Origin of the sequence: Roseateles agri, from assembly GCF_034043675.1 — a bacterium.
GTDB lineage: Bacteria > Pseudomonadota > Gammaproteobacteria > Burkholderiales > Burkholderiaceae_C > KK5.
Genome location: NZ_JAXCLA010000001.1, coordinates 241,815 through 267,142, shown reverse-complemented (window position 1 = coordinate 267,142; position 25,328 = coordinate 241,815). Strand labels below are relative to the sequence as shown.

General features: G+C 68.1%; 22 protein-coding genes. 20 read left to right on the top strand and 2 right to left on the bottom strand.

Features of this window, described 5'->3' with window-relative positions; all coding sequences use genetic code 11:
• Positions 1 to 154: 154 nt before the first annotated feature.
• Both SNE35_RS01210 and SNE35_RS01205 read right to left on the bottom strand, forming a co-directional pair.
• Positions 155 to 1,114, bottom strand: a complete 960-nt coding sequence (locus SNE35_RS01210) for a quinoprotein relay system zinc metallohydrolase 1 (protein ID WP_320420937.1) — start codon at positions 1,112 to 1,114, stop codon at positions 155 to 157.
• Positions 1,111 to 1,872: a quinoprotein dehydrogenase-associated SoxYZ-like carrier gene (locus SNE35_RS01205; RefSeq protein ID WP_320420936.1), complete on the bottom strand. Its 762-nt coding sequence runs from the start codon at positions 1,870 to 1,872 to the stop codon at positions 1,111 to 1,113. The genes SNE35_RS01210 and SNE35_RS01205 overlap by 4 nt, the downstream gene beginning before the upstream one ends.
• Before the next feature lie 269 nt (positions 1,873 to 2,141).
• Here SNE35_RS01205 and adh point away from each other — a divergent pair, with 269 nt between their 5' ends.
• The 20 genes from adh to SNE35_RS01105 all read left to right on the top strand — a co-directional run bounded on the left by adh (position 2,142) and on the right by SNE35_RS01105 (position 25,257).
• Positions 2,142 to 3,662, top strand: a complete 1,521-nt coding sequence (gene adh, locus SNE35_RS01200) for an aldehyde dehydrogenase (protein WP_320420935.1) — start codon at positions 2,142 to 2,144, stop codon at positions 3,660 to 3,662.
• Positions 3,663 to 3,673: 11 nt separating this feature from the next.
• Positions 3,674 to 4,069 (top strand): DUF779 domain-containing protein, encoded by a 396-nt coding sequence (locus SNE35_RS01195; protein ID WP_320420934.1) that lies wholly within the window; start codon positions 3,674 to 3,676, stop codon positions 4,067 to 4,069.
• 275 nt (positions 4,070 to 4,344) lie between these two features.
• Complete coding sequence (gene mraZ / locus SNE35_RS01190) at positions 4,345 to 4,779, top strand: division/cell wall cluster transcriptional repressor MraZ (protein ID WP_320421593.1); 435 nt, start codon at positions 4,345 to 4,347, stop codon at positions 4,777 to 4,779.
• Between the two features lie 5 nt (positions 4,780 to 4,784).
• Positions 4,785 to 5,765, top strand: coding sequence for a 16S rRNA (cytosine(1402)-N(4))-methyltransferase RsmH (gene rsmH, locus SNE35_RS01185; RefSeq protein ID WP_320420933.1), 981 nt, complete (start codon positions 4,785 to 4,787; stop codon positions 5,763 to 5,765).
• Between the two features lie 10 nt (positions 5,766 to 5,775).
• Positions 5,776 to 6,081 carry a cell division protein FtsL gene (gene ftsL / locus SNE35_RS01180; protein ID WP_320420931.1) on the top strand — a complete coding sequence of 102 codons (306 nt, stop codon included), beginning with the start codon at positions 5,776 to 5,778 and terminating at the stop codon, positions 6,079 to 6,081.
• Entirely contained in the window at positions 6,078 to 7,892 is a 1,815-nt protein-coding gene (locus SNE35_RS01175) for a peptidoglycan D,D-transpeptidase FtsI family protein (protein ID WP_320420930.1), read from the top strand. Before ftsL ends, SNE35_RS01175 begins: the two co-directional genes overlap by 4 nt.
• Complete coding sequence (locus SNE35_RS01170) at positions 7,892 to 9,388, top strand: UDP-N-acetylmuramoyl-L-alanyl-D-glutamate--2,6-diaminopimelate ligase (RefSeq protein ID WP_320420929.1); 1,497 nt, start codon at positions 7,892 to 7,894, stop codon at positions 9,386 to 9,388. The genes SNE35_RS01175 and SNE35_RS01170 overlap by 1 nt, the downstream gene beginning before the upstream one ends.
• Positions 9,385 to 10,815, top strand: coding sequence for a UDP-N-acetylmuramoyl-tripeptide--D-alanyl-D-alanine ligase (locus tag SNE35_RS01165; protein WP_320420928.1), 1,431 nt, complete (start codon positions 9,385 to 9,387; stop codon positions 10,813 to 10,815). The genes SNE35_RS01170 and SNE35_RS01165 overlap by 4 nt, the downstream gene beginning before the upstream one ends.
• Positions 10,805 to 11,983 carry a phospho-N-acetylmuramoyl-pentapeptide-transferase gene (gene mraY, locus SNE35_RS01160; protein WP_320420927.1) on the top strand — a complete coding sequence of 393 codons (1,179 nt, stop codon included), beginning with the start codon at positions 10,805 to 10,807 and terminating at the stop codon, positions 11,981 to 11,983. The genes SNE35_RS01165 and mraY overlap by 11 nt, the downstream gene beginning before the upstream one ends.
• A gap of 7 nt (positions 11,984 to 11,990) precedes the next feature.
• Positions 11,991 to 13,685 carry a UDP-N-acetylmuramoyl-L-alanine--D-glutamate ligase gene (gene murD / locus SNE35_RS01155; protein WP_320420926.1) on the top strand — a complete coding sequence of 565 codons (1,695 nt, stop codon included), beginning with the start codon at positions 11,991 to 11,993 and terminating at the stop codon, positions 13,683 to 13,685.
• Positions 13,686 to 13,696: 11 nt separating this feature from the next.
• On the top strand, positions 13,697 to 14,938 hold the full coding sequence (ftsW, locus tag SNE35_RS01150; RefSeq protein ID WP_320421592.1) for a putative lipid II flippase FtsW: 1,242 nt from the start codon (positions 13,697 to 13,699) through the stop codon (positions 14,936 to 14,938).
• A complete protein-coding gene (gene murG / locus SNE35_RS01145; protein WP_320420925.1) occupies positions 14,935 to 16,017 on the top strand; it encodes an undecaprenyldiphospho-muramoylpentapeptide beta-N-acetylglucosaminyltransferase in 1,083 nt (360 codons plus the stop codon). Before ftsW ends, murG begins: the two co-directional genes overlap by 4 nt.
• Entirely contained in the window at positions 16,014 to 17,393 is a 1,380-nt protein-coding gene (murC, locus tag SNE35_RS01140; protein WP_320420924.1) for a UDP-N-acetylmuramate--L-alanine ligase, read from the top strand. Before murG ends, murC begins: the two co-directional genes overlap by 4 nt.
• Entirely contained in the window at positions 17,390 to 18,364 is a 975-nt protein-coding gene (locus SNE35_RS01135; RefSeq protein WP_320420923.1) for a D-alanine--D-alanine ligase, read from the top strand. Before murC ends, SNE35_RS01135 begins: the two co-directional genes overlap by 4 nt.
• A 10-nt stretch (positions 18,365 to 18,374) precedes the next feature.
• Entirely contained in the window at positions 18,375 to 19,208 is an 834-nt protein-coding gene (locus SNE35_RS01130; protein ID WP_320420922.1) for a cell division protein FtsQ/DivIB, read from the top strand.
• Between the two features lie 9 nt (positions 19,209 to 19,217).
• The gene (ftsA, locus tag SNE35_RS01125; protein ID WP_320420921.1) at positions 19,218 to 20,447 is read left to right on the top strand and encodes a cell division protein FtsA; all 1,230 of its coding nucleotides are present in this window, start codon (positions 19,218 to 19,220) and stop codon (positions 20,445 to 20,447) included.
• 128 nt (positions 20,448 to 20,575) lie between these two features.
• A complete protein-coding gene (gene ftsZ, locus SNE35_RS01120) occupies positions 20,576 to 21,814 on the top strand; it encodes a cell division protein FtsZ (RefSeq protein ID WP_320420919.1) in 1,239 nt (412 codons plus the stop codon).
• Positions 21,815 to 22,050: 236 nt separating this feature from the next.
• Positions 22,051 to 24,072, top strand: a complete 2,022-nt coding sequence (locus SNE35_RS01115; RefSeq protein ID WP_320420917.1) for a sensor histidine kinase — start codon at positions 22,051 to 22,053, stop codon at positions 24,070 to 24,072.
• Positions 24,073 to 24,131: 59 nt separating this feature from the next.
• A complete protein-coding gene (gene lpxC / locus SNE35_RS01110; protein ID WP_320420916.1) occupies positions 24,132 to 25,067 on the top strand; it encodes a UDP-3-O-acyl-N-acetylglucosamine deacetylase in 936 nt (311 codons plus the stop codon).
• A gap of 7 nt (positions 25,068 to 25,074) precedes the next feature.
• Complete coding sequence (locus tag SNE35_RS01105) at positions 25,075 to 25,257, top strand: hypothetical protein (protein WP_320420914.1); 183 nt, start codon at positions 25,075 to 25,077, stop codon at positions 25,255 to 25,257.
• Positions 25,258 to 25,328 lie beyond the last annotated feature (71 nt).

Sequence of the window (25,328 nt, the reverse complement as noted above, 5' to 3'; positions counted from 1 at the left end):
TTCGGCGGCTGCCTGCGAGGGACAGGAGGTCAAGAAACATGCCACGGCTGCGCGGTGCGCCGGGGGCGGGAAATCGACCCGGCCGGCCCGGGTTTCTCCGGGCGGCTGCTACAGCATCGAACAGGGATTGCGCGCCAGGCTGTGACGGCCTGCCTCAATGGCGCAGTGCGGCCTGCTCGTAGCGCGGGTACAGATGGACGATGTTGCGCGGGTACTCGGTGGCGAAGGCGGCCTGGCGGCTGAACTCCTCGGGCACCGGCAGGCGCAGGATCTCGGGGATGTCCAGGCCCTGTGCGGCGGCGGCCCGCAGGCGGGTATCGAGCCAGTCGAGATAGCGCGCGGTCTGTGCGATGGCATCGGGCTTGTTGACGCTGCCGTGGCTGGGCACGAGCTGCATCGGCGGCAGTGCGGCGAGCCGGTCCAGGCTGGCGCGCCAGGCATCGAGGCGCGCGTGCGGCGTGGTCGGGATCCGCTGGCTGAAGACCAGACCGCCGGTGAACAGCACCTGGTCGTCCACGCTCAGCACGAGGTCGCTGTCGGTATGGCCGGCGAGTTCCATCCATTCGAGCCGGCGCTGGCCGACCGTCTCGCTGCCTACCGCGGCATCGGTGTCCGGCGGCAGCGTGTGCGTGCCCGCCATCCAGTCGCCGCAGAGGCGGTAGAGGTTGTCCTCGAAGGCTGGGCCATCGCGGGCGATGGCGGCACGGGTGGCCGGCGTCGCGGCGCGCGGCACATCGGCGAAAGCCTGGTTGCCGAGGAAGTAGTCCGGGTGCTGGTTCAGGTTGACGACGCGGACGATGGGCTCCGTCGTCGTCTGCTCGATCAGCGCGCGCAACTGCTGCCCGTAGCGGTAGGACGGCCCGGTGTTGACGACGATCACGCCCGCGCCGGTGGCCACGAAGCCGGTGTTGATGATGTTGCAGCCATTGGCCGGCGCGAAGTCCGCCTGGGCGCCCTCGACGACCCAGACGCCCGGCGCCAGCGCGCGCGCCTTCAAGCGGTAGTCGAGCGGCTCGGCCGCGAAGAGCAGGGCCGGCACGGCGCAGAGCATGACCAGCAGCAGTGCCAGCATGAACTGGTGCCGCAGCTTCAGGCGGGCGATCGTCATGCTCATGATGCGACCGCTCCCTCGAAGCGGTTGCCGTTGTTGTCGTCGGCCTCGATGCGCAATGGGCCGGGCGGCGGCCCGATCAGGTCGAAGCTGAAGACCGGGTTCTCGCTGAGCGGCTCGGCGCAGTCCATGCGCAGCAGCTCCCGTCCTGTAGCGTCCCGCAGGGCCAGATGCTGCAGGTGGAAGGCCGGGATGCCGCCGGCGAGGCCCGTGTCCATCGGATGCATCACGCGCAGGCGCAGGCGCGCGCCGCCCTCGCGTGCGAACAGGCGTGCGCTGATCTCGCCGAGGTGCTGCGTCCAGGAACCGTCGCGCCGCGTCTGGCCCGGCACCGTGCAGCCGCCGCCTGCCGAATCGACGAGTGCGCCACCGACGCGCCAGCTGCCATCGCGCAGGCGCACGGCCGCACGCACGGGGCTGGCCTGTTCGAGCTTGAAGCGCAGGCCCAGGCTGGGCCGCACGCCGGCGCCCGGGTAGAAGTCCAGCACGCGGCGGATGGGGTTGCGGTCGACGATCACGCGGATCTGCTCCACCTCCTCGCCCAGCGCCTCGGCCGAGATGCCCACCGGCACGTTCATCGGGTCCTCCGCGAAGGCCGGGCCTTCCACGGTGACGCGTGCGTCGAAGCACGCCGTGCCGCCAGCGAGGAACTCGCGCCGCAGCTCGGGCCAACCCAGCGTGGCGAACGGGTCCGCATCCTGGGCGAGGCACGGGGCCGCGCCGAGCAGACCCAGCGCGCCGAGAACTTGCCGTCTATGCATAGCTGTCTTTCATGTCTCCTGTGCCGGGCATCGAAGCAACTTCCGTGCAGCGTCGCTGGCCGACGGCAACGCTGCACGGCGAAGCAGAAGGCGCGCCGCGCTGTTGCAGCGTGGAGCAGCGCAGCGGTGATTTCCCCGTGATGCAGCGGCGAATCCGGCGTATCGGCGGCCGCCGGCGCCCTGGCACGCGACGTGCGCTGTATCCGCTGCGGCCGCCGCAAGGCACGGCCGATGACGATTCCTCAACACAGGCATTTGGAGACGACGACATGGACATGCTCGAACCCGGCAAATTCGGCACCGCGGTGGCTTTCAAGAAGCGCTACGGCAACTACATCGGCGGCGAGTGGGTGGCGCCCTCGGGCGGCCAGTACTTCGAGAACATCACGCCGGTGACGGGCCGGACCTTCTGCGAGATCCCGCGCTCCACCGCGGAGGACGTGGACCGCGCGCTGGACGCCGCCCACAAGGCCAAGGCCGCCTGGGGCAAGACCTCACCCACCGAGCGCGCCAATATCCTCAATAAGATCGCCGACCGGATGGAGCAGAACCTGCCGATGCTCGCGGCTGCGGAGACCTGGGACAACGGCAAGCCGATTCGCGAAACGACCTTCGCCGACCTGCCGCTGGCCGTCGACCACTTCCGCTACTTCGCCGCCTGCGTGCGCAGCCAGGAGGGCGGCATCAGCCAGATCGACGACCAGACCTACGCCTATCACTTCCATGAGCCGATCGGCGTCGTGGGTCAGATCATTCCCTGGAACTTCCCGCTGCTGATGGCGGTGTGGAAGCTCGCCCCGGCGCTGGCCGCCGGCAACTGCGTCGTGCTGAAGCCGGCCGAGCAGACGCCGGTCTCGATCCTCGTCTTGGCCGAACTGGTGGGCGACCTGCTGCCCCCGGGCGTGCTGAACATCGTCAACGGTTTCGGCCTGGAAGCGGGCAAGCCGCTGGCCTCCAGCAACCGCATCGGCAAGATCGCCTTCACCGGCGAAACGACCACGGGCCGCCTGATCAGCCAGTACGCCAGCCAGAACCTGATCCCGGTCACGCTGGAGCTGGGCGGCAAGAGCCCCAACATCTTCTTCGCCGATGTGATGAGCAAGGACGACGCCTTCTTCGACAAGGCGCTGGAAGGCTTCGCGATGTTCGCGCTGAACCAGGGCGAGGTCTGCACCTGCCCCAGCCGCGTGCTGGTGCAGGAATCGATCTACGACGCCTTCATCGAGCGTGCCATCAAGCGCGTGGCCGCGATCAAGCAGGGCAACCCGCTGGACATGGACACGATGATCGGCGCGCAGGCCTCCAGCGAGCAGCTGGAGAAGATCCTCAGCTATCTGGACATCGGCCGCCAGGAAGGTGCCCAGGTGCTGGCTGGCGGCGAGCGCAACCACCTCGCCGGTGACCTCGAAGGCGGCTACTACGTGAAGCCCACGGTGTTCAAGGGCCACAACAAGATGCGCATCTTCCAGGAGGAGATCTTCGGCCCGGTCGTGTCGGTGACCACCTTCAAAGACGAGGCCGAGGCGCTGTCCATCGCCAACGACACGCTCTACGGCCTGGGTGCCGGCGTGTGGAGCCGCGACATGAACACCGCTTTCCGCATGGGCAAGGGCATCCAGGCCGGTCGCGTGTGGACCAATTGCTACCACCAGTACCCGGCGCACGCGGCCTTCGGCGGCTACAAGCAGTCGGGCATCGGCCGCGAGAACCACAAGATGATGCTGGACCACTACCAGCAGACGAAGAACCTGCTAGTCTCGTACAGCGAGAACAAGCTGGGCTTCTTCTAAGGAGCGCGCACGTGGAGGTCACCGAGGTCAGCCGCGTGTCCGTCACCGCCGCCGCGCTGGCACTGATCGAACGCCTGCGCGCCAAGTACGGCCCGCTGATGTTCCACCAGTCCGGCGGCTGCTGCGACGGCAGTGCGCCGATGTGCTACCCGGCGCGCGAGTTCGTCATCGGCGACTACGACCGGCTGCTGGGCGAGATCGGCGGCGTGCCCTTCTACATCAGCGGCCCGCAGTTCGAGTACTGGCAGCACACGCACCTGATCATCGACGTGGTGTCGGGCCGCGGTGGCATGTTCTCGCTGGAGGGGTCTGAAGGCCTGCGCTTTCTGACGCGCTCACGGCTCTACTCGGACGCAGAATGGGCATTACTGGAAATCCAGACTGGACCGGTTCGACGAAATACCTGATATTCCATCCAGTAGAAATCGGCCAGCCGATTTCGACAACGCCGGACCCCCTATGTTTTCGGGGTCCGGCGTTATTCTTTGGAAAACTTCATCCACCACTTGCACACCACTTCGCAAGTCCTTCTTTTGGAAAGACTTTTAATTTCCTGAATTCTAGAAACCGGCTGTAAGTCATTGATTTGATTGAAATTTTCTGCTGACTTGCCTTGATGGACCCGCCTTCGGCATTTATAGTGTCGGAAAGTGGTGAACGGTGGGTCTGAGTGGCAAATTTTGTGTTCCAGGGGGCTAACGCTTTGGCAATGGATGCCAAAGGGCGTCTGGCCGTCCCGACACGCCACCGCGAAGTCCTGCAGGCCCTGTGCGGCGGCGCGCTGACGATCACGCGCAACAAGGGCTGCCTGGTCATCTACCCGCGCCCCGAGTGGGAGATCGTCCGCGAGCGCGTCGCCGCGCTGCCGATGGAAGCGACGGCCTGGAAGCGCATGTACCTCGGCAATGCGATGGACGTCGAGATCGACAGCGCCGGCCGCATCCTCGTTTCGCCCGAACTCCGCGCCGCCGCCAAGCTCGACAAGGCCGTCACGCTGCTGGGCATGGGCAACCATTTCGAGCTGTGGGATACGCCGACCCACGTCGCCAACGAGGAAGTGCTGGCCGCCACGGCGGAATCCGACATGCCCGACTCGGTCAAGGGCCTGAGCATCTGACGGCCATGAGCGACGCCCCTCTGTTTTCCCACACCACCGTGCTCTTGCACGAAACGGTGGACGGCGTGCTGAACGACCCGTCCGGCATCTACGTGGACGGCACCTTCGGCCGCGGCGGCCATTCGCGGCTGCTGCTGTCCAGGCTGGCGCCCGATGGCCGCTTGATCGCGATCGACCGCGATCCCGAGGCGGTCGCGGCGGCGACCACCGGAGCCACGCGGATCGATGATCCGCGTTTTTCCATCGTCCATTCCGCCTTCGCCGACATGCGCGCGCAGCTCGCCGCGCTGGGCCTGGCGCAGGTGCAGGGGATCCTGCTGGATCTGGGCGTCAGCAGCCCGCAGATCGATAACCCCGAGCGCGGTTTCAGCTTCCGCTTCAGCGGCCCGCTGGACATGCGCATGGACACCACCCGCGGCGAGAGCGCCGCGGATTTCCTGGCCCGTGCGGACGAGCGCCAGATCACGGAGGTGATACGCCACTATGGGGAAGAACGGTTTGCTTCACAGATTGCAAAGGCGCTTGTTGCTCGCCGCGAGAGTGGTCAGCCCGTACGAAGCACAGACGAGCTGTCCGAGATCGTGGCTCGCGCGGTCAAGACCCGAGAGGCAGGCCAGAATCCTGCAACGCGCACGTTTCAAGCGCTTCGGATTCACGTCAATGCCGAGCTTGAGGAGCTCGAACAAGCCCTGAGCGCGGCCCTGAGCCTGCTGGCGCCGGGCGGCCGTCTGGCGGTGATCAGCTTCCATTCGCTGGAAGACCGCATCGTCAAGAACTTCATCGCCGAGCACGCCAAGGAAGTGGTGGACCGCCGCGCGATGTTCGCCGAGCCGAAGCCGCTGGCGCTGAAGGCCATCGCGCGCATCAAGCCCAGCGACGCCGAGGTCAGCGCCAACCCGCGTGCGCGCTCCGCCGTGCTGCGCGTGGCCGAGCGCACCGATGCTCCGCTGCCCCCGGTCCATCACAAGCGCCGCCGCGGCGAGTGACGAGACGACCATGCTGGGCAAGCTCAACCTCCTGCTCCTGATCGCGGCGATCGCCAGCGGCATCGTGCTCGTGCGCAGCGCCTACGACGCGCGCCGCCTCTACACCGCCGTGGATCGCGCCCGGAACGAGGCCAACCGGCTCGAGCTGGAAAGCCAGCGCCTGGAGGCCGAGCGCCATGCGCAGGCGACCAATCTGCGCGTCGAGCAGGTGGCCATCGATCGCCTGAAGATGCGGCCGATCACTCCGGCCGTGAGCCAGGATGTCGACGACAAGCGCGCGAACGCTGCGTCTCCGGTCACGGGAGCGCAACCATGAAGCTGCGCCGCGCCAAGTCCGACGATCAACGCGGCGCCCGCGCGCTGAGCACGCGCGGCGTCAACTATTCGACCAGCCCGCTGCTGGCCTCGAAGACGCCGCCCTGGCGTTCGCGCTTCCTGGTCGCGCTGGTGGGCCTGGCCTTCGCCGGCCTGCTGGTGCGTGCGCTGTTCGTCCAGGTCATCGACACCCAGTTCTTCCAGAAGCAGGGTGAGGCCCGCTACGCCCACACGCTGGAGCTGCCGGCCAGCCGCGGCCGCATCTCCGACCGTGAAGGCAAGGTGCTGGCGGCCAGCGTCGCCGTGCCCTCGTTCTGGGCCATCCCGAAGGATGTGGACGAGGACCCGGCCAAGCGCGCGCAGCTCGCCAAGATCCTCGGTATCAGCAATGCCGAGCTGGAGAAGAAGCTCGACCCGGCCAGTCGTTTCGTCTGGCTGCGCCGCCTGGCCGACGACGACACCGCCGCCAAGATCAAGGCCCTGGGGCTGAAGGGCATCGTTCAGGACCGCGAGTACAAGCGCAAGTATCCGGAAGGCGAGGCCTCGGCCCACGTGGTCGGCTTCACCAATGCCGACGACAAGGGCCAGGAAGGCATCGAGCTGGCCTTCCAGAAGGACCTGCAGGGCCGCGACGGTTCGCGCGCCGTCGTCAAGGACCGCCTGGGCCGCGTGATCGACGACATCGGCGAGAGCACGCCGGCGGTCAACGGCAGCGACATCGACCTGTCGATCGACTCGACCATCCAGTTCTTCGCCTACCAGCGCATCCGCGACGCGGTGCTCGCCAACAAGGCCAAGGCCGGTTCGGTCGTGGTGCTCGACGCGCAGAGCGGCGAGCTGCTGGCGCTGGCCAACTACCCGAGCTACGACCCCGGCAACCGCGTCAACCTCAGCGGCGAACAGCTGCGCAACCGCGCGCTGACCGACACCGCCGAGCCCGGCTCGACGATGAAGCCCTTCACCATCGGCCTGGCGCTGGAGACCGGCCGCGTGCGGCCCGACACGGTCATTACCACGGCGCCGCACAGCCTCGTCGTCTCCGGCTTCGCGCCCAGCGACGACGAGCCGCATGCGCAGCTGACCGTCTCCGAGATCGTGCAGAAGTCCAGCAATATCGGCGCCGGCCGCCTGGGCCTGCAGATGCAGCCGCGCGAGCTCTACGACATGTACACCGCGCTGGGCTTCGGCCAGCGCCCGCAGGTGGAGTTTCCGGGCCTGGCCGCCGGCCGCGTGCGCCCGTACAAGAGCTGGCGCCCGATCGAGCAGCTGACGATGTCCTACGGCTACGGCCTGTCGGTCTCGCTGCTGCAGCTGGCCCACGCCTACACCGCCTTCGCGCATGACGGCGAGGTGGTGCCGATCACGATCCGCAAGCAGCCCGAGGGCATGCGCGCGCAGGGCGTGAAGGTGTTCTCCGCCAAGACTGCGGCCGAGGTGCGCGAGATGCTGTCGATGGTGACGTCCGAGGGCGGCACGGCCGCCAACAAGGCCGCCCGGGTCGACGGCTGGCGCGTGGGCGGCAAGACCGGCACCGCGCGCAAGCAGGTCGGCAAGGGCTACGCCGGCAACAAGTACCGCGCCTGGTTCGTGGGCCTGGCGCCGATCGACAAGCCGCGCATCGTCGTCGCGGTGATGGTGGACGAGCCCTCGGCGGGCGTCATCTTCGGCGGCTATGTCTCGGCGCCGGTGTTCGCCAAGCTGGCGCCGCAGACCTTGCGCATCCTGGGCGTGCCGCCCGACGTCGACGTGAAGTCGCAGATCGTCACGGCCCAGGCCGCCGGCAGTCCTACCAACAAGCCGCAGGTGCCGTGATGCTGACCCACTTGAAGTCCCCCGCCGCCGCCGCCCGCTGGCTCCAGGAATGGACCACGGGCGCGCTGCGTACCGACAGCCGCGCGGTGCAGCCGGGCGATGCCTTCATCGCCTGGCCCGGCTATGCGCGCGACGGCCGCGAGTTCGTGCCTGCCGCGCTGGCGGCCGGCGCCTCCACCTGCCTCGTCGAGGACGCGGGCGTGGACGCGCACCACTTCACCGATGCCCGCGTCGCCTCGCTGCCGGGCCTGAAGGCGCAGACCGGCCTGATCGCCGCCGCCTACTACGGCGAGCCGACGCAGACCTTGCCGGTGATCGCCGTTACCGGCACCAACGGCAAGACCTCCACCGCCTGGTGGACCGCGCAGGCGCTGAGCCTGCTGGGCCAGCGCTGCGGTGTCGTCGGCACTCTGGGCGTGGGCGAGCCGCCGCTGGCGGATCGACCCGGTTCCATCGAATACACCGGCCTCACGACGCCGGATCCGGTGCTGCTGCAGGCTGCGTTCCGCCGCATGCTGGACGAGGGCTACGGTGCCTGTGCGATCGAGGCCTCCTCGATCGGGCTGAAGGAGCACCGCCTTGCGGGCACCGCGATCCGCGTCGCGCTGTTCACCAATTTCACGCAGGACCACCTGGACTACCACGGCTCGATGGATGCCTACTGGGCGGCCAAGCGCGAGCTGTTCGACGCGGCCGGTCTGCAGGCGGCAGTGATCAATCTGGATGATCCGAAGGGCGAAGCGCTGGCGGCCGAACTGGGCGGCAAGCTGGACGTCTGGAGCTACGCCATCGGCCGTGCCGATGCGCGCGTGTCGGCCCACGAGCTGCACTACCGCGCAGGCGGCCTCGCGTTCGAACTGCATGAGGGCAGCGACCGCCTCGTCGTCGAGACCGGCCTGATCGGCGAGTACAACGTCTCCAACCTGCTGGCCGTGATCGGCGGCCTGCGCGCGCTGGGCCATGCGCTGGCCGACATCGCCGCGGTGATCGGCAAGGTCACGCCGGTGCCGGGCCGCATGCAGCGCGTGGGCAATGGCCTCGAGCTGCCGCAGCTGGTGGTGGACTACGCCCACACGCCCGACGCGCTGGAGAAGGCGCTGCAGGCGCTGGCCCCGCTGGCCCAGGCGCGCGGCGGCAAGCTGGCCTGCGTGTTCGGCTGCGGCGGCAACCGCGACCGCGCCAAGCGCCCGCTGATGGGCGGCATCGCCGCGCGGCTGGCGCAGCGCGTGATCGTCACCAGCGACAACCCGCGCCACGAGGCGCCCGAGCAAATCCTCGCCGACATCGAGGCCGGCATCGCAGCAGACGTGCCGCGTAGCGCCATCCTCGATCGTCGCGAGGCCTTGCACCTGGCGGTGCTCGAAGCCGACCCGCGCGACGTGATCCTCGTCGCCGGCAAGGGCCACGAGGACTACCAGGAGATCGCCGGCGAGCGGCATCACTTCTCCGATGTGGAAGAGAGCCGCCTGGCCTTGATCGAGAGGGCGGGGTTATGAGCAGCTGCCCGATGATGACCGTGGGCCAGGCGCACCACCTGCTGGTGGATGCGCTGCCGAGCGCGAAGCTCGTTGGCAACCCGGACGTCGAATTCCTGCGCGTCCACAGTGACACGCGCACCCTGGCGGCCGGCGACCTGTTCGTCGCGCTGCGCGGCGAGCGCTTCGACGCGAACGATTTCCTCGCCCAGGCCAAGGCCTCCGGTGCTGTCGCAGCGCTGGCCGAGCGCGGCCTCGCCGAAGCGGGCCTGGCTGGCATCGAGGTGCCCGACGCCAAGGCCGCGCTGGGCCTGCTGGCCGCCGCCTGGCGCCGCCACCTGCACCTGCCGCTGATAGCAGTGGCCGGCAGCAACGGCAAGACCACGGTGACGCAGATGATCTCCAGCATCCTGCGCGCCTGGCTGGGCGCGCAGTCGCTGGCGACCGAGGGCAATTTCAACAACGACATCGGCGTGCCGCTGACCTTGCTGCGCCTGCGCCAGCACGACGACTGCTTCCACCGCGCCGCGGTCGTGGAACTGGGCATGAACCACCCCGGCGAGATCGCGCCGCTGGCGGCGATGGCGCAGCCCAGCGTCGCGCTGGTCAACAACGCGCAGCGCGAGCACCAGGAATTCATGCAGACGGTCGAGGCCGCGGCGCGCGAGAACGGCGCGGTGATCGAGGCCCTGGGCGCGGCCGGGGTGGCGGTGTTCCCGGCCGAGGACGGCTGCGCGCCGATCTGGCACCAGATGGCCGGCAATCGAGCGACGCTGAGCTTCGCGCTGCAGGGCCAGGCCGACGTCACCGGCAAGGCCACCTGGATGGACGCCGGACATTGGGCGCTGGAACTGCATACGCCCGCGGGCGACGCACCGGTGGTGCTCGCGGTCGCCGGCGAGCACAACGTCCGCAACGCGCTCGCCGCCGCCGCCTGCGCACTGGCCGCCGGCGCGCCGCTGGCGGCGATCGTCAAGGGTCTGGAGAGCTTCGAGCCGGTCAAGGGCCGCTCGCAGCTGAAGAGCTTCGTGGCGGCTTCGGGCCAGCGCGTCACGCTGATCGACGACAGCTACAACGCCAACCCCGACAGCGTGCGCGCCGCGATCGATGTGCTGGCCGGCCTGCCGGGCGATTCGTGGCTGGTGCTGGGCGACATGGGCGAGGTCGGCAACGAGGGCCCCGCCTTCCATGCCGAGGTGGGCCGCTACGCCGCCGAGCGCGGCCTGGCGAATTTCTGGACGGCAGGCACGGCGGCTGCCGGTGCGGCAGCGGCCTACGGGGCTGGCGCGCGATCTTTCAACACGGTGGCCGAGTTGCTGGCCGCCTTGCCCGCCGAGGCTCCGAGCGAGCCGGCGATGCAGAACATTCTGGTCAAGGGTTCAAGGTTCATGAGGATGGAGCAGGTGGTCGCGAAGCTGATCGAGGGAGGAACCACCGATGCTGCTTAGCCTGGCGCAATGGCTGCTGACGCTGGAGCCCGGCTGGGGCTTCCTGCGCATCTTCAACTACATCACCTTCCGCGCCGTGATGGCCGCGCTGACGGCGCTGCTGATCGGCCTGGCCTTCGGCCCCTGGGTGATCCGGCGCCTCACCGAGATGAAGATCGGCCAGCCGATCCGCGAGTACGGCGTGCAGCAGCATCTGGCCAAGAGCGGCACGCCGACGATGGGCGGTGTGCTGATCCTGATCGGCATCGGCGTGTCCACGCTCCTGTGGTTCGACTGGAGCAACCGCTTCGTCTGGGTCGTGATGCTGGTGACGCTGGGCTTCGGCGCGATCGGCTGGGCGGACGACTGGCGCAAGGTCGTCGACAAGAACCCCGAGGGCATGAGGAGCCGCGAGAAGTTCTTCTGGCAGACCCTGATCGGCCTGGTGGCCGCGCTGTACCTGGCCTTCAGCGTGTCCGAGACCTCGTTCCTGGGTGTCGTGCAGCTGTTCTACCGCTGGGTGGCCAGCGGCTTCTCGACCAGCCTGCCGCCCAAGGCCGACCTGCTGGTGCCCTTCTTCAAGACGGTCAGCTATCCGCTGGGCGTGTTCGGCTTCATCGGCCTGTCGTTCTTCGTCATCGTCGGCACCAGCAACGCGGTCAACTTCACCGACGGACTGGACGGCCTGGCGATCATGCCGGTCGTGATGGTGGGCTCGGCGCTGGGCGTGTTCGCTTACGTGACCGGCTCCTCGGTGTTCTCGCGCTACCTGATCCTGCCCTACATCCCCGGTGCCGGCGAGCTGCTGATCTTCTGCGCGGCGATGGCGGGGGCAGGTCTTGCCTTCCTGTGGTTCAACACCCATCCGGCCCAGGTGTTCATGGGCGACGTCGGCGCGCTGGCGCTGGGCGGCGGCCTGGGCACGCTGGCGGTGATCACGCGGCAGGAGATCGTGCTGGGCATCATGGGCGGCGTGTTCGTCGCCGAGGTGCTGTCGGTGATGATCCAGGTCAGCTGGTTCAAGTACACGAAGAAGAAGTTCGGCTCCGGTCGGCGCATCTTCAAGATGGCGCCGCTGCACCATCACTTCGAGAAGTCGGGCTGGAAGGAGACGCAGGTCGTCGTCCGCTTCTGGATCATCACCATGCTGCTGTGCCTCGTCGGCCTGGCCAGCTTGAAGCTGCGGTGACCGGGCGATGAGCAGGCTTCAAGGCATCAAGGTTCTCGTGCTGGGTCTCGGCGACTCGGGCCTGGCCATGTGCGCCTGGTGCCGGCGCCATGGGGCCGATGTGCGCGTCTGGGATTCGCGCCCGAACCCGCCGCAGCTGGAAACCCTGCGCGTCGAGCTACCCGAGGTCGGCTTCATCCACGGCGAGCTGCCGGAATCGGAACTCGGCGGCGTGCAACTGGTGCTGAAGAGCCCGGGCCTGTCGCCGCTGGACGCGCGCCTGGCGCCGCTGCTGCAGCTCGCCAAGGCCACCGGCGTGCCGGTGCAGGGCGAGCTGGACCTGTTCGCCCGCGCGCTGGCCGATCTGAAGGCCGAACGCCGCTACGCGCCCTTCGTGCTGGCCATCACCGGCACCAACGGCAAGACGACGACGACCTGCATGACCGGCCTGCTGACCGAGCGCTGCGGCCTGCGCACCGCGGTAGCCGGCAATATCGGCCCGAGCATGCTGACGACCTTGTCCAAGGCGCTGGACCTGGAGCCTGCGCAAGAAGCCGTCACGGACACGGAACTCGCAGAGGAAACGACCGAGGCCGTGGAGGCGGAGCTGGTCGAGCTGACCGCGCTGGAAGAAGTCGATGCGCTGCTCGACGAAGCGCCGCTGCCGATCAAGCCGCCGCCGCCCAAGGGCCCGGTGTTCGAGCACCTGCCCGAGGTCTGGGTGCTGGAGCTGTCGAGCTTCCAGCTCGACGAGGTGCAAGGCTTCGAGCCCACGGCCGGCGCGGTGCTGAACCTGACGCAGGACCACCTCGACTGGCATGGCGACATGACGGCCTACGGCCGCGCGAAGGCGCGCGTCTTCGGTGAGCAGGGCGTGATGGTGATCAACCGCGACGACCCGCTGGTCGAGGCCATGGTGCCGGCGCCGGTGATGGTCAAGCAGGGCCGGGGCCGGCCGTCGAAGTCGGTGGGCCGCAAGGTCCTGCGCTTCGGGCTCGACGCGCCGACCCATCCGGGCGACTTCGGCCTGATCGAGGAAGCCGGCATGGCCTGGCTGGTGCGCGCCCGCGAGGCCGACGAGACGGTCAAGCGCAAGAAGGACGACGAGGACGAAGAGATCATCATCCAGCGCCTGATGCCCGCCGACGCGCTGCGCGTGCGCGGCCGCCACAACGCCGCCAATGCGCTGGCCGCGCTGGCGCTGGCCACGAGTGCCGGCTGCCCGCTGGCGCCGATGCTGCACGGCCTGCGCGAGTACCGCGGCGAGCCGCACCGCGTCGAGTACCTGGGCGCGATCGAAGGCATCGACTTCTACGACGATTCCAAGGGCACCAACGTCGGAGCCACTGTGGCTGCGATCACCGGCCTGGGCGCTGACCGCGCACCGGCCAAGCTGCTGCTGATCCTCGGCGGCGACGGCAAGGGCCAGGACTTCTCGCCGCTGCGCGATGGCGTGGTGAAGCACGCCCGCGCGGTTGCGCTGATCGGTCACGACGGTCCGCAGATCGAAGCCGCGCTGGCCGAGGTGCAAGTGGCTATCCAGTCGCACCCGACGGTGGAGGCCGCCACCGCCTGGTGCTTCGCGCAGGCCCAGTCGGGCGACAGCGTGCTGCTGAGCCCGGCCTGCGCGAGCCTGGACATGTTCCGCAACTATGCCCACCGCGCGGAGGTCTTCGTCGCTGCGGTGAACGAGCTGGCCAACGAGCGGGGGTTGACTCTGTGAGCACGATGGCCATGCCGAACTGGTTGCAGCAATTGAAGGACCGCATCTTCCGCAAGGAAGAGGGCGGCGACCTGCCGGTGCGCGACTGGGTCTCCACCTCGGCCGGCCAGCCGACGCGCATCCAGGGCTTCGATGCGACCCTGGTCTGGGTCACCGTCGCGCTGCTGGCGCTGGGCCTGCTGATGGTCTATTCGGCCTCGATCGCGATGCCGGACAACCCGCGCTTCGCCAACTACCAGCCGACGCACTTCCTCACGCGCCACATCGTCTCCATCGCCATCGCGATGACGGCGGGGCTGGTGACGGTGCAGATCCCGGTGAGCTTCTGGGAGCGCACCGCGCCGTGGATCTTCGTCGCGGCGCTGCTGCTGCTGGTGATCGTGCTGATCCCGCACATCGGCAAGGGCGTCAACGGCGCGCGGCGCTGGCTGCCGCTGGGGGTGATGAACTTCCAGCCCTCCGAACTCGCCAAGGTGGCGATCGCGATGTATGCGGCCAGTTACATGATGCGCAAGATGGACGTGAAGGAGAACTTCTTCCGCGCCGTCTGGCCGATGGCGGTGGCGCTGGCCGTCGTCGGCGTGCTGCTGCTGGCCGAGCCCGACATGGGCGCCTTCATGGTGATCGCGGCGATCGCGATGGGCATCCTGTTCCTGGGCGGCGTGAACGGGCGGATGTTCTTCCTGATCGTGCTGGTGCTGGTGGGCGCCTTCGTGCTGATGATCACTTTCAGCGATTTCCGCCGCGAGCGGATCTTCGCCTACCTGAATCCCTGGGACGACAAGTACGCCGCCGGCAAGGCCTACCAGCTGACGCACTCGCTGATCGCGCTGGGCCGCGGCGAATGGTTCGGCCAGGGCCTGGGCTCCAGCGTCGAGAAGCTGCACTACCTGCCCGAGGCGCACACCGACTTCCTGCTCGCCGTGATCGGCGAGGAGCTGGGCTTCGTCGGCGTCGCGCTGGTGATCGTCGCCTTCTTCTGGCTGTCGCGCCGGCTCTTCCACATCGGCCGCCAGGCTATCGCGCTGGACCGCGTGTTCGCCGGCCTCTACGCGCAGGGCATCGGCATCTGGATGGGCGGCCAGGCCTTCATCAACATGGGCGTGAACCTCGGTGCGCTGCCGACCAAGGGCCTGACCCTGCCGCTGATGAGCTTTGGCGGCTCGGCAATCCTGATGAACTGCGTGGCCTTGGCAGTGGCGCTGCGCGTGGACATCGAGAACCGCCAGATGATGCGCGGGGGCCGGGCATGAGCAAGCACCTCGTCATCATGGCGGCGGGCACCGGCGGGCACATCATCCCGGGTCTGGCCGTGGCCGAAGAGATGACCCGCCGCGGCTGGTCGGTCAGCTGGATGGGCACCGAGCAGGGCATGGAGAACAAGCTGGTGCCGCCGACCGGCGTGCCGCTCGATCGCCTGGCCTTCGCCGGCCTGCGCGGCAAGGGCCTGATGCACACGGTCAAGGGCGTGTTCAAGCTGGTCCAGGCCTTCGTGCAGTCGCGCCAGGTCTTCGTCACGCGCAGCGCCGATGCGGTGCTGGGCATGGGCGGCTATGTGTGCTTCCCCGGCGGGCTGATGGCCTGGCTGATGCGCCGGCCGCTGATGCTGGTCAATGCGGACGCGGCGATGCTGCTGAGCAACCAGAGCCTGAAGCCCTTCGCCAAGCGCATCGGCTTCGGCTTCGACGGCGCTGCCGCGGCCTCGACGGACAAGGCTGTCGTCACCGGCAATCCGGTGCGTGCCGAGATCGAGGCGCTGCCGCTGCCGGCCGAGCGCTATGCCGGCCGCGGCGGGCCGCTGCGCGTGCTGGTCGTGGGCGGCTCGCTGGGTGCGCGGGCGATCAACGAATGCATCCCGAAGGCGCTGGCGCTGTGGACCGAGGCCGAGACGCGCCCGGTCATTACGCACCAGACGGGCCAGGCCAATCTGGCCGCCGTGCAGCAGGCCTACAAGGACGCCGGTGTCGAGGGCGAACTGCTGCCCTTCATCGAGGACATGGCCGCGCGCCTGGCCGAGGCCGACCTGATCGTCTGCCGCGCCGGTGCGGTGACGGTCAGCGAACTCTGCGCGGCGGGCCTGCCCTCGGTGCTGGTGCCGCTGGTCGTCAGCACCACTTCGCACCAGCAGGACAACGCGAAATTCATGGCCCAGCATGGCGCGGCGATCCACCTGCCGCAGCCCGAGCTGACGCCCGAAGGATTGCATCAATTGCTGAAGAGCCTGGACCGTGAAGCGCTGCTGGCGATGGCCGACAAGGCGCGGCATCTGGCCCGGCCGCGTGCCGCGGCGCGGGTGGCCGATGAGATCGAACAGATGGTGAAGCCGTCATGAAGCACGCCGTCAAGCACATCCATTTCGTCGGTATCGGTGGCGCCGGCATGAGCGCGATCGCCGAGGTGCTGCACGACACCGGCTACACGGTGTCGGGCTCGGACCAGAGCGATGGCGGCGTCACGCAGCGCCTGGCGTCGCTGGGCGTGCGCGTCCACATCGGTCATGCGGCGCAGAACATCGAAGGCGCGCAGGCGGTCGTGACCTCCACCGCCGTGAAGTCCGACAACCCCGAGGTGATCGCCGCCCGCGCGGCCGGCATCCCGGTGGTGCCGCGCGCGGTGATGCTGGCCGAGCTGATGCGCCTGAAGAAGGGCATCGCGATCGCCGGCACGCACGGCAAGACGACGACGACCTCGCTGGTCACCGCGGTGTTGGAGGAGGCGGGTGTCGACCCGAGCTTCGTCATCGGCGGCAAGCTGCTGTCGGCCGGCGCGAACTCGCGCGTGGGCCAGGGCGAGTACATCGTCGTCGAGGCGGACGAGAGCGACGCCTCCTTCCTGCACCTGCTGCCGATGATGGCCGTGGTCACGAACATCGACGCGGACCACATGGAGACCTACGGCCACGACCTGGGTCGCCTGAAGCAGGCCTTCGTGGACTTTCTGCAGCGCATGCCCTTCTACGGCGCGGCCGTGCTGTGCGCGGACGACCCGGGCGTGCGCTCGATCATTCCGCTGGTGTCGCGGCCGGTCGTGCGCTATGGCCTGGGCGAGGACTGCGATGTGCGCGCGGTGGACGTGAGCGCCGTCGAAGGCGGCGGCATGCGCTTCACCGTGCAGCGCCCGGGCATGGCGGACCTGCCCGTCACCCTGAACCTGGCCGGCCGGCACAACGTGCTGAACGCGCTGGCCGCGATCGCGGTGGCGACCGAGCTGGAATTGCCGGATGCGCCGGTCGCCGCCGCGCTGGCGAAGTTTGGCGGTGTGGGCCGTCGCTTCCAGCGCTACGGCGAACTGCCCACGGCCGACGGCGGCACCTTCACCTTGATCGACGACTACGGCCACCACCCGGTCGAGATGGCCGCGGTGCTGTCGGCCGCGCGCGGCGCCTTCCCGGGCCGGCGCCTGGTGCTGGCCTTCCAGCCGCACCGCTACACGCGCACCCGCGACTGCTTTGCCGATTTCGTCCAGGTGATCGCTGGTGCGGACCACACGCTGCTGACCGAGGTCTACGCCGCCGGCGAGGCCCCGATCGCGCAGGCCGACGGCCGTGCATTGGCCGCAGCGCTGGTGCGGGCGCCGGTCTTCGTGGCCGACGTGAAGGATTTGCCGCAGGCCATCGCCCACGAAGCGAAGGCCGGCGATGTGGTGATCGTGATGGGTGCCGGCTCGATCGGCGCGGTGCCCTCGCAAACCGTGGAACTGCTGAAATGAAACTGGATCTGAATATCGATCCCAAGGCCTTCGGCAAGGTGGCCGTGCTGATGGGCGGCAACTCGGCCGAGCGCGAGGTCTCGCTGACGATGTCGGGCCCGGGCGTGCTGAAGGCCTTGCAGAGTTTCGGCGTCGACGCGATCGCGTTCGACCCGTCCGAGCGCGAACTGCACGAGCTGAAGACCCTGGGCATCCAGCGCTGCTTCATCGCCATGCATGGCCGCGGCGGCGAGGACGGCACCTTGCAGGGTGCGCTGGAGATGATGGGCATTCCCTACACCGGCTCCGGTGTGATGGCGTCCAGCATCGCGATGGACAAGATCATGACCAAGCGGGTCTGGCTGAGCCATGGCCTGCCGACGCCGCGCTGGGTCTCGCTGCCCTCGAACGCGCTGGATCGCCATCGCGTCATCACGGTGCCCGACGAGCTGGGCCTGCCGGTCTTCGTCAAGCCGCCGCACGAGGGATCCAGCCACGGCGCGAGCAAGGTGATGGGCTACTCGCAGATGCAGGAGGCCGTCGAGCTGGCCGCGCGCTTCGACACCGAGGTGCTGTGCGAGGAGTTCATCGAGGGCTTCGAGCTGACCTGCCCGATCCTAGGCGACGGCGACGCGGCCGAGGCGCTGCCGGTGATCCGCATCGAGGCGGTGGACGGCAAGTACGACTACCAGAACAAGTACTTCACCGACAGCACGGTCTATCACATCGGCACCCTGCCGCCCGAGCAGGAGCAGGAAGTGCGCGCGCTGGCGCTGGCTTCGTACAAGGCGCTCGGCTGCCGCGGCTGGGGCCGCGCCGACGTGATGCTGCGCAAGTCGGACAACAAGCCCTTCCTGCTGGAGATCAATACCTCGCCGGGCATGACCTCCCATTCGCTGGTGCCGATGTCGGCCAAGGCCGCGGGCATCAGCTACGAACAGCTGTGCCTCTGGCTACTGAGCCGAGCGCGTCTGGATTCCACCAAGGACTGAGCTGCTCGCCATGCCCACCCTCCGCCCGCCAGCATCGCTGCCGCCCGACATCCGCCTGATGAATGCGGTGTCGGCGCTGCTCGTGCTCGCGCTGGTGCTGATCGGGCTGGGCTTCGGCCTGCGCTGGGTGGCCGCGCTGCCGGTGTTCTCGATCCGGCAGATCCAGATCGAGGGCGACGTGCAGCGCAACAACGTGGCCACCTTGCGCGCCAATGCGCTGCCGCACCTGGCCGGCACCTTCCTGAGCATGAACCTGCAGGCGGGGCGGCAGGTGTTCGAGGCCGTGCCCTGGGTGCGGCATGCGATGGTGCAGCGCGTCTGGCCCAGCGAGTTGCGGGTGAAGCTGGAGGAGCACCAGCCCGCGGCCTACTGGGAGACCAAGGTCGACGGCGCCGACGCGGACAGCGAGGCGAGCGCGGACCGGCAACTGGTCAACAGCTTCGGCGAGGTCTTCCAGGCGAACCTGGGCGATGTCGAGGACGAGGACCTGCCGACCTTGGCCGGCCCCGAGGGAAGCTCGGCCCAGATGCTGCGGATGTGGCAACTGCTGGGCAGCCGGGTCAAGCCGCTGGACGACGGCATCGACCGGCTCGATCTGTCCGGCCGCGGCTCCTGGCGGATGACTTTGGAGAAGGGCGCCGTGATCGAACTGGGTCGGGGCAGCGAGGCGGAGGTGCTGGCGCGCTTCGAGCAGTTCGTCCGCACGATCACGCAGGTCACCGGCCGCTATCAGGCGCCGCTGCTGTCTGCCGACCTGCGCCACACCGACGGGTATGCGGTCCGGCTCGCCGGCGTATCGACGACACCGAATCCGGACAAGAAGTCCGGATCGAAAAGAAACTGAGGAACGGGCATGGCCAAGGAATACAAGGATTTGGTCGTTGGTTTGGATATCGGCACCGCCAAGATCATGGCGGTGGTGGCCGAGGTGCTGGGTAATGGCGAATTGCGCATCGCCGGCCTGGGCGTCGCCCCCTCGCACGGACTCAAGCGCGGGGTCGTCGTCAATATCGACGCGACGGTCCAGTCGATCCAGCAGGCCTTGAAAGAGGCCGAGATGATGGCCGACTGCAAGATCTCGCGCGTCTATACCGGGATCACCGGCAGCCATATTCGCGGCCAGAACTCGACCGGCATGGTCATCGTGCGTGACAAGGAAGTGACGCCGGTGGACGTGGCGCGGGTCGTCGAAACTGCTAAGGCGATCAATATTCCGAACGACCAGCGGCTTTTGCTGGTGGAGCCGCAGGAGTTTGTGATCGACGGCCACGAGGTGAAAGAACCGATCGGCATGAGCGGCGGCCGGCTGGAGGTGAAGGTTCATATCGTGACCGGCGCGCAAAGTGCCGCGGAAAACATCGTCAAGTGCGTGCGCCGCTGCGGCCTGGAGGTGGATCAGCTGGTACTGAATCCGAGCGCCTCAAGTCAGGCGGCACTCACTTCGGACGAGCGCGACCTGGGCGTGGCCCTGGTCGACGTGGGCGCCGGCACCACCGACGTGGCGATCTTCACCGGCGGCTCGATCCGGCACACGGCCGTGATTCCCATCGCTGGCGACCTGATCACCAGCGATATCGCGATGGCGCTGCGCACGCCGACCAAGGACGCCGAGGAGATCAAGGTCGAGCACGGCGTCGCCAAGCAGCTGCTGGCCGACCCGGCGGACCAGGTCGAGGTGCCGGGCCTGGGCGACCGCGCGCCGCGGATGCTTTCGAAGCAGGCACTGGCCGGCGTGATCGAGCCGCGGGTCGAGGAAATATTTTCTCTGGTGCAGCAGGTGATCCGGGAGAGCGGGTATGAGGAACTGCTCTCGTCGGGGATTGTGCTGACCGGCGGCTCGGCGGTGATGCCGGGCATGGTCGAACTGGCGGAGGACATTTTCCTCAAGCCGGTGCGGCGCGGCGTTCCGACCTATTCGGGGGCGCTGTTCGACATGGTTTCAAACCCGCGATCGGCGACGGTCATGGGTTTGTTGGAGGAGGCGCGGCTTTCCCGTACCCGGGGTTTGAAGGCGGCGCAGCAGGCGGGGTCGATGAAAACAATGTTCGGGCGGGCGAAAGACTGGTTCCTCGGCAATTTCTAGGTTTGTTCTTGAGTTGGGGAATCACCGGTCGAAACTGTCTGTAAAAGGCGGTGGAGATCAAAAATAAAGGGTGATCCCTGTAGTTTTTAACGAATGGCAACTGCAAAATTGCAGAATTGGAGGTTCATATGGCGATCGAGATGATCGAAGAGTTTGATCAGGGCACGCAGATCAAGGTGATCGGTGTCGGCGGCGGCGGCGGCAACGCGGTCGAGCACATGATCGAGCAGGGCGTTCAAGGCGTTGAATTCATCAATGCCAATACCGACGCGCAGGCGTTGAACCGCTCGAAGGCCGATCAGCTGCTGCAACTCGGAACCTCCGGCCTCGGCGCCGGCGCCAAGCCCGAAATGGGCAAGGCGGCGGCCGAGGAAGCGGAAGGCCGCATCCGCGAGTCCATCCAGGGCGCGCACATGCTGTTCATCACCGCCGGCATGGGCGGCGGCACCGGTACCGGCGCGGCGCCGGTGATCGCACGCGTCGCCAAGGAAATGGGCATCCTGACCGTCGGCGTCGTGACCAAGCCCTTCGAGTTTGAAGGCAACCGTCGCTCGAAGGCGGCCGACGCCGGCCTGGCCGAGCTGGAAGCCAATGTCGACTCGCTGATCGTGATCCTGAACGACAAGCTGCTCGACGTGCTGGGCGACGATGTCACGCAGGACCAGGCCTTCGGTCATGCGAACGACGTGCTGAAGAACGCCGTCGGCGGCATCTCGGACATCATCCACATGCCCGGCCTCGTCAACGTCGACTTCGAAGACGTGAAGACGGTGATGAGCGAACCCGGCAAGGCCATGATGGGCACGGCCATCGCCAGCGGCCCGGACCGCGCGACCAAGGCTGCCGAGGCGGCCGTCGCCTGCCCGCTGCTGGAAGGGATCGACCTGTCCGGCGCGCGCGGCGTGCTGGTGCTGATCGCGGCGAACCGCAACACCTTCAAGCTGGCCGAGAGCCGCAACGCGATGAATGCCGTCAAGCGCTATGCCGCCGACGACGCGCACATCATCTACGGCACCGCCTACGACGAATCGCTGGGCGACCAGCTGCGCGTCACGGTGATCGCCACCGGCCTGTCCTCGCAGCGCGCCCGCCAGCAGGCACCGCTGTCGGTCGTGCAGCAGCCGGCCCAGCAGCATCTGCGCACCGGCACCGACAACATGCCGGTGCTGACGCAGTCGGTCAGCGTGGGTGGCGGTGCGCCGGCGGCGCCGGCCATGGGTCACGCCAGCGGCAACGAGTTCGCCGGCATGGCGGTGCCCAGCGTCTGGCGCCACGGCCGCACGGCCGCGGCCAAGGTCGAGGCGCTGTCCTCGAACGGCATGGACGAGATCGAGATCCCGGCTTTCCTGCGCAAGCAGGCGGACTGATCGACCGGTCGGTCGGCTAATTGATCGGCCAGTTGATCGGCTAATAGGGGCCCCTCGTTCAGGGGACTTGGCCGGCAAAATGTCGCGTCATCAAAGCCCGGTGCGTGAGCGCCGGGCTTTGTCGCTTGTTGTCCCGGATTGCTGTGGCATGCTGACTGAAGCCTGTCATGCGGCCGCTGCGCTGACGACGAACAAAGACGATCCATCGCATGCCGCCCGCCCCGTTTCCATCCGGCTTGACGAAGAGCCGTGGCCTGCTGGGCCTTGCCTTCATCGCCGCTTTTGCGCTCCTGGCGCTGCTGCTTCCGGCCTGGTCGCAGAACCTCCTGGTGCCCGATGCCCCGCCGAGCGGCGAGGTCGAGCAGGAACGGGTTGCGCAACTGATCACAAGCGATTGGACCCGCGCAGACCTGAACGCTTGGTGGGCCGCGCTGCGCTCGATGGACGGCGCAGGCCCGGTCCCCTTTCCCAACAGCGTGCCGAAGCGGCTGCAGCCGCCAAGCGATGAGGCCGACTGGCAGTCCGTCCGCCTGCCGGACGTGCAGCCGCGTTCCGCGGCCGGCGGTCAGCCGGACGATGAACACCTGCAGATGCGCTGGTACCGGCTGCGCTACGCACCGCCCGAAGGCCGGTGGCCCGACAGCGTCGCGCTCTATATGCCGCGTATGGTGACGACGGCCGCGGCCGTGCTGATCCGCACGGAGCAGGGCTGGCGCCCCGCCTTCGACAACCAGGCCGAGGACCGCGATCAATGGACACGTCCGCTGTGGGTGGTGCTGCCCGCGGCGCTGACCGCGCGGCAGCCGGCCCAGCCGAGCGGGGCGATCGAGATCGTGATCGCGGCGCCGGTGCTGGCGGACGGCTTCCACGCCGTGTCCAGCGCCTGGATCGGCGCGCGCGAGGATCTCGAGCCGCGCTACCGGCAGCGCTGGGCGCTGCAGGAAGGTGCGCCGCTGGCCACCAGCCTGGCGCTGGCGGTGCTGGGCCTCTTCGCCTTCTGGCTGTGGCTGCGCCGGCGCGGCGACACGCCCTTCCTGATCTTCTCGCTGCTGGCCGCGGCCTGGGCGCTGCGCGACCTCCATGGCTATCTCGACCTGCCGCAGACGCCGCAGGGCATGGAGTGGTTCTGGTGGGCGGCGCATGCGTCGATGTGCTGGCTGATGCTGCTGTGCTGCATGTTCACGCTGCGCTTTTCGCCACGGCCGCATCTTCGTTTCGAGCGGGCGATGGTGCTGTTCGTGCTCGCCGGCAGCGTGCTGACGATGCCGCTGTGGCTGCACTGGGTGGACACCGTGCTGCTGCAGCAGGGCATGGACCTGGTCGTCGCGCTGGTCGGCATCGTCTACGTCGGCGGGATCGCGTTGCGCGAGGGCGGCCGCGAGCTTCGCGTGATCGGTCTGGGCCTGTTCGGCGCGCTGCTGCTGGGTGCTCACGACCTGCTGATGCTGGCCGGCTGGATCGGCGCCGAACACCTCTACCTGATGCCCTTCGCCGCGCTGATCGTCGCGGCCTGCTTCCTGTACGCGCTGCAACGGCGCTACCTGGGCGCCCATGCGGACGTCGAGCGCCTGAATGCCGAATTGACCGAGCGGCTCGACCAGCAATGCCAGCGGCTGCAGGCCCAGCACGACCGGCTGCGCGATACCGAGCGGCAACAGGCACTGGTGACGGAGCGACAGCGCCTGATGCAGGACATGCACGACGGGCTCGGCTCGGCGCTGCTGTCGGCGATGGTGGCGGTGGAGCAGGGCAGCCTGGACCAGGACAAGGTCGTCGAGGTGCTCCGCGAGTGCGTGGACGACCTGCGGCTGGTGATCGATTCGCTGGAACCGGTGGGGCACGACCTGGTCGCGCTGCTGGCGACGATGCGCTACCGGCTCGGCCGGCGACTGCAGGCCGGCGGGCTCGAGCTGGTCTGGGACGTGCAGGACCTGCCGCTGCTGTCATGGCTGGAGCCGCCCGACGCCCTGCAGGCGCTGCGCCTGATGCAGGAGGCGCTGACCAATGTGCTCAAGCATGCGAACGCCCGCCGCGTGCGCATCGTCACGCGGCACTACGGCAGCTATGTGGAGATCCGTGTCGAGGACGACGGCGACGGCTTCGACCTCCAGACCGCGCAACGCGGCCGCGGCCTGAAGAGCCAGCAGAAGCGCGCCCAGCGCCTGGGTGGGCACCTCAATATCGAGAGCCGCCTGGGCCATGGCACGCGGATGAGCCTGCGCCTGCCGGTGAAGCGCAAGGTACCAACGCCTACTTGATCCGACTTGCTGAAGGCGGGCACAAGCAAGGGCCTCAGGTCTTCGCGGACAATTGCGCCATGGTCAAGCAGCGCACTCTCAAGTCCATCACCCGCGCGGTCGGGGTCGGCATCCACAGCGGGCAGAAGGTCGAGTTGACGCTGCGCCCGGCACCGCCCGATACGGGCATCGTGTTTCGCCGCGTGGATCTCAGCCAGCCGGTGGACATCCCCGTGCGCGCCGACACGGTCTGCGACACGCGGATGGCGACCACCGTCAGCCCCGGCGGCGATCCGAACGGCCCGAAGGTGCAGACCATCGAACACCTGCTGTCCGCCTGCGCGGGCCTGGGCCTGGACAACGTGGTCGTCGACATCAGCGCCGACGAAGTGCCCATCCTCGACGGCTCGGCCGCCAGCTTCGTCTACCTGCTGCAGAGCGCCGGCATCGAGCTTCAGGATGCGCCGAAGAAGTTTTTGCGCGTGAAGAAGCCGGTCGAGGTGCGCCAGGGCGAGGGCAAGCGGCTGATGTGGGCGAAGCTGGAGCCGCTGCACGGCTATACCTTGAGCTTCCAGATCGAGTTCGACAACCCCGCCGTCTCGGCCACCGGCCAGCAGTACGTGTTCGACATGGGCAGCGGCCAGTACAAGCGCGAAATCGCCCGCGCCCGCACCTTCGGCATGGCCAGCGACATCGACCTGATGCGCTCGCGCGGCCTGACCCTCGGCGGCTCGATGGACAACGCCATCGTCGTCGACGACTACAAGGTGCTCAATGCCGAAGGGCTTCGCTACGACGATGAGTTCGTCAAGCACAAGATCCTCGATGCGATCGGCGACATGCAGGTGATCGGCCACCCGCTGCTGGCCGCCTACACCTCCTTCAAGGGCGGTCATGCACTGAACAACAAGCTGCTGCGCGCGCTGCTGGCCGACCCCGAGGCCTATGAGCTCGTCAGCTTCGACGACGAACGCGCCGCGCCGGCCGGCTTCGCCGAACTGGCCCCGGCCTGGTGAGCGCCGCATGATCTTCCGCCTGGCATTGGCCCTGCTCGTCGCGGCCGCCCTGGTCTGCTTTGCGCTCTACATCGGCACGCGCCAGCAGGTCTGGCGCCAGCGCGGCATCCTGGTGCTGCGCTGGACCGTGATGGCCGGCCTGGCCTTCTTCGCGATCCTGATCCTTGAAAGAGTCGTGATGATTCTGTGATCCCCTAAACGGGGATCTGCTCGTTGTATCCCGCCTATTTCTGGAATTCGTACACAGACTGGATCCATAGA